Source organism: Pseudomonas sp. S1(2024) (genome assembly GCF_046557535.1).
On record NZ_JBKGFP010000001.1, the window covers coordinates 433497 to 447164 of the forward strand.

Here is a 13668-nt window from a genome sequence, read left to right on the forward strand (position 1 = left end):
CTTGAACTTCCGGGGCTTTTTGTTTTGCACTACTATTCCAAAAAGCCAATGTTACTAGTACCAAGGGAGTGCCTGTGATGATTCGATCAAGCGAGCTTGAGCGGGACGTGGCCAATGCTCGGTGCTCATTCCAACAAGCGCTCAAGAGAAATGATCTTGAGATGGCTCAGAGAGCCCGGAGCCAGTTCTCTAAGGCAACCTGTCACGCTGCAAAGACAGGTCGCTTCATGTTGGCCTCATCCCTGACATCGACGATGTGGCATGCGTTCAAGATCGAGCAGGTAATTCAGGACTTTCGACTAGCACGGATTTCCGAGCCACTTTTCCGTCTATGTCTCAACTTGTTTCCACCCACAACTTCTGTGATCCGAAGCCTGGACAAAACCATCACACGGCTTGAAATTGACTTGATGCTGATTGAAGCACTGGTCGAGCACGACGATCCCCAATGTAACGCGTTGCTTCACATTATCTCGGATCTGAGTTATCGCGCCAGCCATAAGGCTCTCGCTGTAATCCTGACAAGATTTTTCTCAACCGTCACACCGGAGTTCATCGCGAAGGGGAGTGCCACACCCCTGGTACAATATATCAACGAGTTTGGTAGAGATTACCCATCTGGGAAAAAGATCCCAACGTCACTTCTAAAGATCCTTGCTGACAATCAAGCGTTGCTTATCCAAGTGAGTGAGCGTTCTAAAAGTGCCTATTCAGAACAAAAATCGCTGAACCTGAATATCCTGAAGCAACTGCATCAGGCGGGAGCACACGATGTCGTAAATGCGATGGCGCCAGCATGGATGTTCAATTCCGCTCAGCCATGGAGCCTGATTGATCTTGAGGCAATGGGCTTCCGCCCCATGCTTTCAACCCTCAAGATAAAGCTTCAATACACCACGGAAACCAATGTCTGTGCTGCGGTTTATGCCCTGTGCAGCAACCACATAGATATGGCGCAATTTACTGACTTCCTGAAATATCTAGCTGGCATCTTCAAGCCTTGGATGGAAGCATTAGCTCAGACCTGCAAGGCGATCGCAATTGCACAGCGCAACGAACTGCAAAACGAGAAGATTCGCGCCTTGATTCTTTCCGTCTGCGCCATGAGCCGAATCCCTCCTGGTTATCCGCAAGCACTGTTAAGCATAGATGGGCTGGAGCGGGACAGCATCTTGGACATTCCCATGTTGCATGAAACAATGCTCTGCGTCGATCTTGGCCTCTAAAAGAGAACAGCACCATCCTTATGCATGAGCGAGCCATGAATAGGAATATGACACTGGTCGTACCACTTCTTCATTTATAGCAATATATCAGTTGTGTGCCACTGCCTTTCCATATCCATTGTGATCCGTCGTAGTATACCTGTTTTGAGTTACCACTCGTGTAGTTTAGAGTGCAGAGCTTCCAGTTTCCGAGGTAGGTGCCAGAAACTTGATATGGCCCATCTAAAACTCCCTCAAGACGCCTCCAGGTTCCTGATTCGCAAGAGAGGGGTTTGCCATCCGGAGTTCTTCCCAGCAATCCATTCGGTGAGCAACCTTTACCAGGAGTAGCAACCCCTCCAAGCTCCAAGTACTCATCTGTTCGTAAGCGTCCTTTTGAGCTAATGTAATTTGCCGCCAATGAATTGAGATTTGATACCTTGTCAGGGTCAAGGTAATAACTGCTGTTGTTGGCGTCATAAAAAATCTGTGCCGATGACGCTTGCCCAGCAACGACATTCTGCTGCGCAACCACGTTGGCCGTGGCAGAAACAGATCCAGTTACCGAAGCTCCATTGTCAACCTTTAGTGCCTTTCTAATTCTGAGGTTGCCGATGATCTCGCTATCTGTATCGACGATTAGACCTGCGCCCGAAGCCGCTGCAACCCCCGAAGGTGACCCAAGGTGAAGGATCTGCGCGCTCAGGTTCTGAATTCGGCTCACGCCAATAATTTCCCGGTTTCCATCGATAGCGCTATCGAAACGCAAAGGAGCGTGCATCTGATTCCCCCCGTCAGTCCGCAGCCAGATGTCGTTATCCGCACTGTTGCTGGCCACCATAGTGATCTGGGCCGTTATAGGATTCGAGCTGTAACTTGCATCACTAGTAACGGCGGTGGCTGCAGCACTCTGATCGTAATTAATGCCACTACCAGCGGCAGCAGTCATTGCTGCAATACCCGACAAATCCGACCTGACCTGCAAGTCACGATTCTTGAGTATTTTGAAAGGTGTGGTGGTGGTGGTGGCAGACACCCTACGATTCGGGGATGTACCCGTAGCCTGGATCACTGTAGTCAAACTCAATTGACCAAATTTAATGGGACTTGCGGTGGAGGCGTCGGGGAAACTACATGGTAGATATTCAGCATTGGTGGCGAATGGGCCGCCACAACTTGTGTTCTTTAACCATGTAGACCCAATTTTTATTCCAGATGGGGTATCTGAATGCTTGGCCAGATAGTTCCGCACAGCGTTGTTATACTGCGACAAAATCAATCCGACCTGACGACTTCGCTGTTGTTCGAGGTCAGCCTGCTTATTCCAAAGCGACATCAGTGTGCCAATGGCAATGATACCTGCGACAAGCATCAACTCAAGGAGCGTAACTCCTTTTATCTTCTTCATTAATTAATTCCATATTTATTAATGCACATTTTGAACAGGGTTCTTAGATTCCACCACCTTGAAGAAGCGAAACCCACCCTCCAATTGCCAAGTAAGGCCCCAATGCGACTCCTCCGCGTGCATCGAAGTCTTTTGGACTAATGGTACTCAAATACAGGAGCATTACTGCAAAGAGAAGCAGGCTTGCATAAAATATAGTCAGTGGTAAAATCTGCCACCCACCCCAACTACCCATCAACGCCAAAAGTTTGAAGTCTCCATGACCCATCCCTTCCACCCCCGTAATTTTGAGATGCGCCTTGTAGAGAATCCATAATGAAAGGTAACCCGCTATCGCACCCCATAGGGCGGATTCTATATCAGTGATCACCTCAAAATAACCAAGCATCAGGCCAACCCAAATCAGCGGGAGTGTAATTTCATCGGGAATCAAACCATGCTTGTGGTCAATTTTAGAAACCAGCACGGCCACCCAACCAAATATAATGCAGGCCACGCTCCAGAGACTAAGTCCCTGCGACAGACATATGCCAAAAGCTATACTGGCGCAGATCGCAATCGTAAAGGGGTTTCCCCGAAACACCCGCCAGATGGAAATACAGGGTTCGCGGTTCACATCATCTTGGTTCGCCGATAGGTGCAGCACCTCCTTGGCTTCAGTGAGCGCACTTTCCTTGATACGCCGGGGAAGGATACAAGCCAATACATTCAAAACACCACCAGCCAATGCCCCTGCCAAAAGCATGCATGCGGCATCCAGTAACGACGACATACGCTATCCAAAAAACTAGAAAACAGAATGTCATTCTATCTATAAACCAATTGTAATACAATATTCATATCCCTCTTTCATGGTCGGCTGGGTGCTGGGCAATGTGGGTATTGCTGTGCCTATAATGCACCTATGCCTGGACACACTGAATGAGACGCCCACTGATGAACCTCAATGACTGCCATCATTACAGCGGCACCGTAATCACCGCAATCAAATCGGCAATAGAGAACAACAACCCAGCCGAGGTGCGAGACGCGTTTTTTATGTACAGGGATTGCATGATCCAGGCGTTAGAGCATGGCCACCTCAACGTGTCCACGAAGCTCTCAGAGGACATGTATCGCGCCATTCAGTTCGATCAACTCATTGCGCGCAGGCTTTCTGGCGTTATTGCGCCAGAGGTTTTCAGTGAAATCATCGAACACATGACCCCTGCACAATCCGAAATGTATTCGAAAAAAAGCACCGATGAAATCCACTCGGAACTGCTCACTCAGCATCTAAAGAAAAATTTCATGGTGCCGTCCCGTTTTGTAGTGCTCGCCGACCACTTCTGCGCTCACGGCTTCCCAAAAGCCTTTACCATTGCGCTTAAAGCGTTGCTATCGCACGGGGATCGCCATGAGATAGTTAACATGTGTGAAAAGCGCTCGATCATCTGGCTTCTGAGGGAATACATGAAGCCAGAAAACATCTATGTAGATGGCGAATACCATAGGCCGCCCAAGGCATTCAGTCGTGAATTGCCTCGACAGGTACTGGATCTGTTGCGTGAGCACCACGAACTACTGGCAGCCATTCACAGAAAACTCACCAGTTATAACAAAGAGCATTCCCTACCCCTGGAAACCATTGAGGCGTTTGCGGAAGGGCTCCCGGAGCAGAGTGTGCGGACACTTGTGCAGCACCATGCCAATGAACATGATGACCCACGGTTCTTCGTTCGTGTCCGGGCCCTTGGACTCGCCAACTACCCTGCCAAAGATGAGGATTTGATCGAACACCTCCGCACCAAAGCCACCAGCGAGAAGCGCAATACGTACGCCGGTCGGGCATGGGGTAGAGCGCTATGCGCGGTGATGGAAAGCCCTGTGGTGTCCGCAGATCAAATTATCAGTGCCCTGAATGTCGATGACACCGCCAGTTGGCGGACAAACGAAATTATTCATGCCGTAGAGGGGTCTCTCAAGCACACAAAATCTGACCCACAAGGCATCCATGCGTGCACTTTAAATAAAATCACTGCTGTCTGTCAGCATCTCCTGGAGCGTGAAGGCCACAAAGCCTGGGTGCGCTCAGATCTCTTAAAAACACCTTACTTGCCAAAATGTGTCGCGCACCATCCAAAATTGATAGCAGAATGCCTTGAGATCGACCTGGGGCTCTAGTGATGGCATTGACAAATTACCATAATGGTAATTATAGTCTGACTCATGCTTTGCCATGGTTAGGCTAATGCTCACCTTGACTCAAGGAGTTTTTATGTCAGGCGTAAATGCGGTACGGAAGCTGGCTAAACGGGCCATGCGCGTGGAACTGGAAGAAGATCAGGCGCAAATTCTCTGGCTGGAATGTCGGGCCAATCTCACCCAACGCAAACTGCGCAACACCATCAAGCACATCGAGTCGTGCGCATCTGGGGCCATCGACACCCTAGAACGGGAAGACTTGCTGACCAGCTTTGCCCAGGTGCTGACCGACGACTCGACCGCCCAGTGGCCCGCCAACGGTGACAGTGACGAGCAAGCCACCGCGTTTTATGACAAACTGCGCCAGGGCATTCGAGAACGCGGCTACTTTCAGGAATAGAAGGCATGAAACAGGTACAGTCAATCAGGGACTACTTCAAGCTCAAGAAGCCTTGTGCCAATTGTCCGTTTCTCCTCAAAGGCGCTATCGAACTGCGCGAAGGTCGTCTACAGGGCATCATTGACGACCTATTGAGCAACGATCACCACCCCTTCCCTTGCCACAAGACGGCAACTGGCGAAGAGCTGGAGACTGAAGACGGTGATTACACTTACGCCCCTTCTGGGGAGGAGCGCATGTGCGCAGGCGCGTCGGCGCTCCTGATGAAGCGCGGCGCCCCCACGGTGGGGATGCGTATGGCGTTTCACTTTGGCGATGCCTCCCCGGATGATTGGGATGACATCAAGCCGCTCATCATCGACTGAGCCACCTGCCGCCCCTTAGGGTGTGCCTGGATTCTTTGCCAGTAATGACTCCAGGCGGATACTGGCAAGATGTAATCGTAGGCCGATTTTTCTTTTGTGCTGGGTTTACTCCAGGTTCTCTACCTTGACGTTATCGACGCCGAATTGCTCGATCCACAGCTTGGCTTTACCAGCTGGGTTTTTCGCCTCGTAAACTTCACCAGTCTCTGGGTTCGTCCAGCGGCGCATCACGCGATGGATCTGCTTTCTTTCGCGTACCTCAGGCTCAACTGGGGCCGCACCCATCACAGCCAGCAAGTCGGCCTTGGTAACGCCGTACTCTTCGACCAACGCCTCAGCCATTTTTTTGAATTCGACCAAGCGCTGAACCTGCGGATCTTCCTTGTATTTTTCGAGGTGAGCCGCTGCTTCTTTCATGGCAGCTTCTGCTTTCTGGAACTCAAGATATTTTGACATTGTGGCAAACCTGTCTTCTCTGGTTTTAAATAATATTTTTTTCTGAAATCTCAGGGATCTGCTTGGGCTCTTCAATCGCCCACTTGTTATGCCCCTTATTCGCAGCAATGACCTCAAGCGCCTGGGGCACGTTACGCATAGCATCAGCCAGCCGATAGATGAGCTCTCGGTGCTGCTCAAACCAATTCATGGGCCTGGCCGAAACCGCATCTCAAGCAGTATTCGTGCGAAACCACGCAGGCCATCGGGTGCCAACTTTGCCGCCTCTTAATGGCTGTCCATCTATTCACTCCTTCCGGCATGTAGTTCGATTGCACAGCTGCGCTTGGATCTGTAGTTATCATAGGCGCGCAGAAAACCACCAGCAGCACTCCCATACCTGGCTTCAAAGCGCTCATAACACGCGCTCAGCGAGTCGCGAACAGCCGGCGCAATGGTCGGAAGGGCCGCTGCCTTCACGACGCCCAGGGTCTTCAAAAAGGCCTTCTTTGCAGACGGCTCCATCAGCGCGAGCGGATCAGGCTCGTGGAACCACTTTTGGTGCTTTGCCAGCAAATCATACAGCTGTGGATCGGGGGCGCGCTCAACAGCTTCCCAAAACAAGGTCATGCGCTGGGTCATACGACCTTCGGCCAACGCCTTATTCATCAGCGTCTGGGTGGCCGCCGTGTCACCGGCCAGGTGCCTGGCCATCAGGGCATCCAGTGTAGGATCCCCCGCTTTCTTGCCATACAGGTGAGTAAATGCAGCTGCATCGTTCCAGCGCTGCTTGGCCTCATGAATCATGTAGCTGATTGCAAGCCTTGCACCAATAATGAACAGGATCAACACTATCGCAGATGCGATCAAAATCTTGAATGCTGACCCAATCGCTGATTTTAGAAAGCTCATCAATGTCACCCCATAAAGAATCAGTAACGCCAACGCGGCATCAATTTTTTCTAAAATCATTTTCCAGAAACTGATGGAACGCCTTTGTTACCGCCTACGCTTAAGCTGCCTGGAAACACGCAGGGCTTTGGTGTGATCAAGCGCGATCCCCAGGCCTGAATGAGCCTCTGACTCCTGGCTGCACAAGGGATTACCTCCCTGCTGCACGTTGTTGATGATGGGAGCCTGTTGATCTTCAGGGCTCGCAGGGAAAGCGTTGCGCAGCGCAGTATTGGCCATATTTCTCTCGACATCTTGGCGGCATCAGCACACATCCGCCCGAGTGGGTTGATAGACCCTTATGGTAACCCTTTAGTCCTATATTGTGAAAGCCAACCACAAAAAAGCCCGCTGAAGTCAGCAGGCTTTCATGAACACACGCGTTACTGCTTAACCGACATGTCCAACTGAAGATCCTTCGCTGCCTTGGTGGCCAGGATGTTCAGGTAGTCGTTGAACTCCCCTTGGCGAGCACCAGCATTCCCAGAAGCGCCACCGCCCATCATGATGCCCGGCACCTGAGCCCGCGATGCTGCATCAGCCCAGCTCTTGTTAACCTGCACGAAGGCTTCCAGCTTCTGCGCCAGCGCACCGTCCGCCAGAATGGCTGCCTTCTTTTCATAGGCGTGGGCGTCTGCCAGCTCCTTGATGGTTTTGGCTTCGACCTGGGCTTTGGCGTAAGTCACCTCGGCAGTCTGCTTTTCAATCTCAGCGCGCTCTTTCTCACGCTGCGCATTGATGATGGTCAGCTGGCGAGCGGTCTCTGCCTCGGTGGTCTGCTGCACCTGCGCCTTGAGTGAGTTCTGACGGTTCTCTTCCACCTCACGCTCACCGCGTGCAGTTACCAGGGTCTTTTGCTCTTCTTCTTTGGCACGATCCTGGCGCGCCAGCATGCGGTCAGCCTGGGACTGCTGGAGACGCTTCATGCGCTCCATGAAGTTGGCATTCGGCGTCAGGTTCAGGATGTTGGCTTCGGCCACCTGGACACCCAGCTTGCGGAACTGCTGCTCCAGGCGAACTGGCAGGCCATTCTTGCCCAGCACCTTCTCAGTCACAAAGCGCGTGGTGGTGTTGTCGCCAAACTCACCCTGATCGGTACCCAGCTGCAGGATTGCAGTCTTTTTCGGGGTGTTGTTCGGGGTGTGCACCTCGGTGCGCTTGACCAGGTAGATGCCATCGGAAATCTGGTCGCGGAAATTCGCAGCGAATTCCGAGCGGGCACCCGAGTAGTAGTCATCAGCCGTCATCATCTGCGCGGTCGACTGTAAGGTATTTTTCAGCGCTGGAGTCAATGCCTGACTAATGAAGTTTTCTGGGTTGCGATAATCGCGGGCGATCTGCAGGAACTGATCACCCGTGGGCAGAATGATGCGCACGTTGGAGTCAACCGAAGCGGTCACACCGCCAAGGAACGTCACCGGGAAAGAGGTGATCATCGAGGCGCCAAAACCGTCCATGTCGCCACCCGATTTCAAGAGGTTTGGATCGGATACGGATTGGGCCGTCATCTGGCGTGGCCAGGCCGTTACATTGCCAAACCACTTGGTGGTGTATCCGAGGGTGTCAGCAACCTTCTCAGTGCCGAACTTGGTGCGGATGTGGGCTTGGTAGCCTGCTTCGTTGTAATAGAGGACTTCGTGAAAAGTGACCCAATATGACGATAAAGCGATAAATGCGGCAAGACCCAGTTTTGCAGGCACACCAAATTTACCACGCACTTTCTCAATCATGTGTCCTCCTGGGACTTTTTATTATTTTGACCCGTTTGTCTAACGCAGATTTCGCGCCTGTCAAACCAGTTGAGAAACGATAAATCAATATATTGATTAATGCAACGAAAAATAATTGACAATTTGGCAATTGCGGTCTACCAACGAAAAATCCGCCACGAGGGCGGATTTGATGTGCTTCAGAACTCAGTTTCGACAGGAGCGCGTCTGCCAGATGTAATCCCAGGTGAAACGAGTTTTATCGAGCGTCTCATACCCAGTGTCGTAACGGCTTGATAACAACTTCGAGCACATCAGCATTGCCGCCTGCACATCCTCAGGCAGGGTCGTGGTGGCGCGCTTCAACAACCGGTCAGCCTCAGGGCCGGGCGGTAGCTTCGCAGCTTGAATCAGCAGTTCTGCACGCTTCTGTGGGTCGAATGACTCACGATGCGCAACCAGAAGTTCCGCAAGCTCGATGTTGGAAAAAAGACTGACAGCCTCGGATAGCAGGCGATCTCGCTCCTGGAAGTCACTCTTCCGCTCAGCCCGCTTGATCAGCAGGGCTGTGGCATACCCATAGCCCTTGTTGTGATACGCCTCGATCGCCTTCGGGTCGTGGATCTGAGGGTCTTTCTGATAAATGCTAAGCACCTCCATGGCCTCACGCTTCACAATCCGATCCCTGTCCCTCACGTTGGCGATCGCCAGCATGAAAAACGTGAGAAAAATGGTGAGCACAACCAGGAAAATAATCGATTTGACGGAATTTGCTTTAGTCTTCGGCATCGTGCATGAGCCCCTATTGACTGTCTTTTGATTGAACGATCAGCACTGATCCAGCCGATGCATGATCATCGTTGAATGCTCGGTTTTGCATTCCTAGGGTTTGCTCAGAGCCCTTAAGCTGCGAATACACTCTTTGATCACTCGACTGGCTTGAATCGATTTTATGGGGCGCATTCTCTTGCGGATTCTGCCAGGCATCGATTTGCCAGGCGGCAAAAGAGGCTGCACAGAAGGCAAACAGCACGAGTGCTGCATCCGTGAGAATGAGGGAGATAAGCGATGGTTTGTCCGTGTTTGGGCTGCGGGGGGAGTCCATGCGACACCTAATACTCAATAAATACGTAAATCGTACCAAAAGTCTATGATGATCGAAGGTGCTTGGCAAGCCAAGCCACTCATCAATCCACAGAAACCACCGGTAGCCAGCACCCGCCCGCTAGAGCCCCAAATCCACCTCAAGCACCATCGCAATGTCAGCTTCATGGGTCAACAGCGAAAGGGGGATCATTCCCTTGGCAATCAGTTCCTGACGCGTCTTGTCTGGGATTTGTGCCACGTACGCCTGCCCAAAATCCACCTGCTCCAACTGCCTGAAGTTCGACTTGTGCATGTAGTTAGGGTCAACCACCCCCACAACCTGGGCAAGGCTCGTGTGCGGGTTGGTGATAACTTTGCCAAAATAGGCCTCGTCCTGGTCTCTCGGGTACTTGGTTGTCGCATAGGCGATATGCGAAGGGGTGGCAAGCAACCGGGCCTTGAGCGCCAGGCTTAGCATCTCCTCGCAGTAGCAGACTGGCGTGATCGTTGAGATGGCGCTAGGAATCGTCAGGCCAAGGCGGCCATATGATCCAGCAAGGGCAATTTCGTTGGCATAGTAGCGCCGAACAGGCTCAGAGGGCTCGGTGCCAAAATCCGGAATCTCATCCAGAAGTGCGCTGAAATCCATCCCTGCTGATGCTGCCACCAGGTCGAAGAACACCTTGGCAGATTTCATGGGGCCGGGGGCTGCGTTCTCCGCATCCTGGCCGCGACTACGCCTGGCAATAGTGGTCTGAAACCTCATGTACCCCGACATGAGTGCCACCACGGTGGCGCTGCGCAGGGATTCGTCCTGGAGCGATGCTCGCCAAGCATCGGAAAGCAGGTTGCTGCCTTCTGCCAGGCATGCGCAAGGATCCAACGCCAGGTAGGTGTTGAGCAAAGACGGCTTGTCTGCGGCGGTCACTTGCGGATTGGGAATGATTTCCCCAGGACTCAACGTCAGCTCATTGATGTCATAGCTTTTCGAGAATCGCGCAGGCTTGGCATGAATCTGCTCGCCCCAGATGCCAAGGCATTGCCGATGTGCACCGAATTTCCCATCCTTGAGCAGCGCGCCGAAAAACTCCTCAATGCGCCCGTAGCCTTTCTCATGCTGTGACCAGATGGGGGCTACACGCAAGAACTCCTTGACGATTTTGGATTCATCGAGCCACAGGAGATTTTTCAGGTGCTCCGTGCGCGGGCGAAGGTTCTGCATGCAGGCCTCAAACGAAACCTCAAGGGCTTGTCCGAATTGCGCATCCTGGCTGACCTTCCAGGCCTTTTTCAAGTGCTGCTCGACCTTGCCAGCCTTTCGATCGAGCGCAAGGCTGTCATGCTTGCGCAAAGCCATCCTGACATGGCGTGCATCCAGGGCTTCGACCTCGAACCCGTGAACGCCATCAAAACTGACCACCAGATCCTGAACCTCATACCCCCGGTGATGCATGTCGGCGGCGTAGGCAATCAGTTCCTGGCGACAGCCCTCTATGAGGCTGTCAGGCTTGTCCATTGCCTTGTCGAGCATCTCTCGACTGGCAAACATGACCTCCGTCCAAAAGGTTTGATCCTTCAGGATTTGATCGTCACCTGCCCGGCTGAAATGCTGATAGAAGCGAAGCACATACGGCTTCTTAGCCCTGAGTCGGTGATCGTTTGAAATGATCGCTGCTTGCCTAGTTGCCATGATGAGGCCCTCCATTGCCCTATTATGGGCAGAGCCGCCCTATCTGGGCAATCAACCTCTCGGCACCACACAGGCCTGCGGGTTCATGCAGTGCGGGAACCTGCTCGCGTGCACGCTATTGCGAGGCTGCCCCGGTCAACTCATGCAGGCGGTTCTCACGCTTGAGCAGGCGGACATGGCTCTTCGACACCCCGTGTCTTTTGGCCAGCTCATCCACCGTGCCCTCTGGCGCTGGCGCATTCATGGCGCGAAATTTGACGGCGGCCTGATCAAAGCGCCGCTGGTCAGCCGTATGTTGCTGCCTCGCCTCCTGGTGCTGCACCAGGTTCAGGGCATGCAGACAAGCAGCGCGGTACTGGTCTTTCACCCGCGCAAGCTCCACCGTCACCTCGGCATCCATGAGGTCGCGGACAGACTCGGGCAATCGCTCGCCCTTCAGGACAAAGTAGAGCGCGCAGCGCAGGTGGTAGTCCCTGGTGCCGATCAAGGCCTGGGTGATGTCATCGACATTGCCACGCGCCATCGACGAGAGCAGTGTGAGGCCCACCATAGCGCCGACATGAGAATTTTCAGCCGGGGCATCTAGATCAGACAAATTCATGTTCAATAACCAACATAAGCGTAATCCTGATGCCAATATAAGCTATTGCATATGGGGCATCAAACCGTCGCCTTAAGCAGCATGCCGCTCCTCAACACAGCCTGATCCGCCGCATGCGCAACAATCTGGGTCAATCACCAGCGGACGCAGGCCTTTGTTGACCACCTCGCGAGCGAAAGCCTCATATACACTGATATGTGCGGTTCTGAGGCGCAGTTCGTCCTCAGGTGTCAGCTGGAGCTGTACGCACTCACAAAGGTTTTGATAGCGATCCATAAACCACCTCCAGTATTGAACAGCAGGGTCATCCAAAGCCTGGCCGATCCGCGCCAAGCTTGACACCCAGCAAGGTCATCTGAGAAATCACTACTTGAATGTAGCATGAATCTTGACCATGCATAGCCATTCTGTCAATATAGCAATTAATCGATGCAGCCCTGTACACCCAGCCCCCTATCCTAGAAAATAGATCAACTCGTCTTTTCGGATAGATCATGTCTGCACATTCTCTTACCCCAAGCTCCCTGGCGCACCGCGCCGAGCTGCACGCGAGTCTTTTCGCAAAAATGTTTTTGAAACCACGATTCGCTGATCATTCAGCGCAGGTTCTGTCGCTCTACCAGAACTACGAAATGCACCCGGACTACCGGCAGGCATTTGACCAAACCCTGCACAGGGTCGACAAGCAACATGGCGTTACCAGCTATGGGGAGTTCCGTGCCCGTTATCAGGAGCGCCTGACAGATCAGCTTCACGCGCTGATCAGCTCGGATCCACTCCATTTCGAATGCCAGACGATTGAACAAGTCGCTGAAGGCGATGCGGCCTTATACGTGGCCAACAGCCCCTGTGAAAGCACCCGGAACACGCAGCAGATGTGGTCGCGGATTATCCTGGGGCTGGGTCATCCGCCCTACAAAACTGCGTTCATTCAGGCCCTGATGCAACGTGAGGTCAGCCCCCACAGCTTCCATCAAGACCTCAAGCGTTTTCGCAGCATCCACCTGGGAGCGCCCGAAATCGCCCCAACTGATCAGCCCCCTGGCACCGTCCTCAATCACCTGGCGGAGCGTCATGCCGCCTTGTACATGAATCCCCAGCAAAGGGATCAGGCAGGCTATGACAAGACCCGGTTGATCGGCGACATCTTTGCCCTGAAGGGTGATCCCGAGTACTGGTCGGTGTTTGAGCACACCTTGCTCGAATCGGATCCGGAGTTCGGCTCGGTGTACCTCTACTGCTTCCGTCAAGATCTGGCGCTGTTTGAAGCGCACCGCAAAGAACTGGACGAGAACACCCCCGACCTGCTGGCTTTCGGGACGATCAGCAGCGACCTGATGTCGCTGGACACCGATGAGGTTCTCCAGGGTGGGATGGCCGGGATTCTGCGCACGGCCCATGGTCATTCCGAGAAAGGTGTTTACACAGGGGCGAACCTACCCCAGCGTCCCTTTGCCAGCGCAGTCCGCTCGCTAGAGCAAGCCGAATGCGATCGCTAACCCGCAACGCAGGGTTCGCAAATGGTGCCGGGCAAATGAAAGTCATTGGCGAGTTAAAACGCACCTGGCGGCACCTTAACCGGGTTAATGTGCAACAGGAGACACCTTATATCCCGCAACCTTTCCAATAAGTAC

15 protein-coding genes are annotated in these 13668 nt (G+C 52.9%); 5 read left to right on the forward strand and 10 right to left on the reverse strand.

The features are described 5' to 3' along the window. Window positions 1-77: 77 nt before the first annotated feature. Window positions 78-1226, forward strand: coding sequence for a hypothetical protein (locus ACLCGK_RS02325; protein WP_410951152.1), 1149 nt, complete (start codon window positions 78-80; stop codon window positions 1224-1226). Between the two features lie 70 nt (window positions 1227-1296). Here ACLCGK_RS02325 and ACLCGK_RS02330 read toward each other — a convergent pair whose 3' ends face one another. After that, window positions 1297-2613 carry a type II secretion system protein gene (locus tag ACLCGK_RS02330; protein WP_410951153.1) on the reverse strand — a complete coding sequence of 439 codons (1317 nt, stop codon included), beginning with the start codon at window positions 2611-2613 and terminating at the stop codon, window positions 1297-1299. A gap of 43 nt (window positions 2614-2656) precedes the next feature. Further along, window positions 2657-3385, reverse strand: a complete 729-nt coding sequence (locus tag ACLCGK_RS02335; protein WP_410951154.1) for a prepilin peptidase — start codon at window positions 3383-3385, stop codon at window positions 2657-2659. Window positions 3386-3549: 164 nt separating this feature from the next. Between ACLCGK_RS02335 and ACLCGK_RS02340 the strand changes: the two genes are divergently transcribed. From ACLCGK_RS02340 to ACLCGK_RS02350, 3 genes are all read left to right on the forward strand, one after another. Continuing rightward, window positions 3550-4776: a hypothetical protein gene (locus tag ACLCGK_RS02340; protein ID WP_410951155.1), complete on the forward strand. Its 1227-nt coding sequence runs from the start codon at window positions 3550-3552 to the stop codon at window positions 4774-4776. 94 nt (window positions 4777-4870) lie between these two features. After that, a complete protein-coding gene (locus tag ACLCGK_RS02345; RefSeq protein WP_410951156.1) occupies window positions 4871-5197 on the forward strand; it encodes a hypothetical protein in 327 nt (108 codons plus the stop codon). 5 nt (window positions 5198-5202) lie between these two features. Further along, on the forward strand, window positions 5203-5562 hold the full coding sequence (locus ACLCGK_RS02350; protein WP_410951157.1) for a hypothetical protein: 360 nt from the start codon (window positions 5203-5205) through the stop codon (window positions 5560-5562). 105 nt (window positions 5563-5667) lie between these two features. Here the strand turns inward: ACLCGK_RS02350 and ACLCGK_RS02355 are convergent, their stop codons facing one another. The 8 genes from ACLCGK_RS02355 to ACLCGK_RS02390 all read right to left on the reverse strand — a co-directional run bounded on the left by ACLCGK_RS02355 (window position 5668) and on the right by ACLCGK_RS02390 (window position 12034). Then, complete coding sequence (locus tag ACLCGK_RS02355; protein WP_410951158.1) at window positions 5668-6018, reverse strand: hypothetical protein; 351 nt, start codon at window positions 6016-6018, stop codon at window positions 5668-5670. 25 nt (window positions 6019-6043) lie between these two features. Further along, on the reverse strand, window positions 6044-6208 hold the full coding sequence (locus ACLCGK_RS02360) for a hypothetical protein (protein WP_410951159.1): 165 nt from the start codon (window positions 6206-6208) through the stop codon (window positions 6044-6046). A gap of 92 nt (window positions 6209-6300) precedes the next feature. Further along, entirely contained in the window at window positions 6301-6969 is a 669-nt protein-coding gene (locus tag ACLCGK_RS02365) for a hypothetical protein (RefSeq protein ID WP_410951160.1), read from the reverse strand. A 362-nt stretch (window positions 6970-7331) separates the two neighbouring features. Then, window positions 7332-8678, reverse strand: coding sequence for an SPFH domain-containing protein (locus ACLCGK_RS02370; protein WP_082476834.1), 1347 nt, complete (start codon window positions 8676-8678; stop codon window positions 7332-7334). Between the two features lie 186 nt (window positions 8679-8864). After that, window positions 8865-9446 carry a hypothetical protein gene (locus tag ACLCGK_RS02375; RefSeq protein ID WP_410951161.1) on the reverse strand — a complete coding sequence of 194 codons (582 nt, stop codon included), beginning with the start codon at window positions 9444-9446 and terminating at the stop codon, window positions 8865-8867. A gap of 13 nt (window positions 9447-9459) precedes the next feature. Then, on the reverse strand, window positions 9460-9762 hold the full coding sequence (locus ACLCGK_RS02380; RefSeq protein WP_410951162.1) for a hypothetical protein: 303 nt from the start codon (window positions 9760-9762) through the stop codon (window positions 9460-9462). A gap of 120 nt (window positions 9763-9882) precedes the next feature. Further along, window positions 9883-11433, reverse strand: a complete 1551-nt coding sequence (locus ACLCGK_RS02385; RefSeq protein WP_410951163.1) for a hypothetical protein — start codon at window positions 11431-11433, stop codon at window positions 9883-9885. Window positions 11434-11548: 115 nt separating this feature from the next. After that, window positions 11549-12034 (reverse strand): hypothetical protein, encoded by a 486-nt coding sequence (locus ACLCGK_RS02390; RefSeq protein WP_410951164.1) that lies wholly within the window; start codon window positions 12032-12034, stop codon window positions 11549-11551. Window positions 12035-12528: 494 nt separating this feature from the next. Here ACLCGK_RS02390 and ACLCGK_RS02395 point away from each other — a divergent pair, with 494 nt between their 5' ends. Next, the gene (locus ACLCGK_RS02395; RefSeq protein WP_410951165.1) at window positions 12529-13533 is read left to right on the forward strand and encodes a hypothetical protein; all 1005 of its coding nucleotides are present in this window, start codon (window positions 12529-12531) and stop codon (window positions 13531-13533) included. Window positions 13534-13668 lie beyond the last annotated feature (135 nt).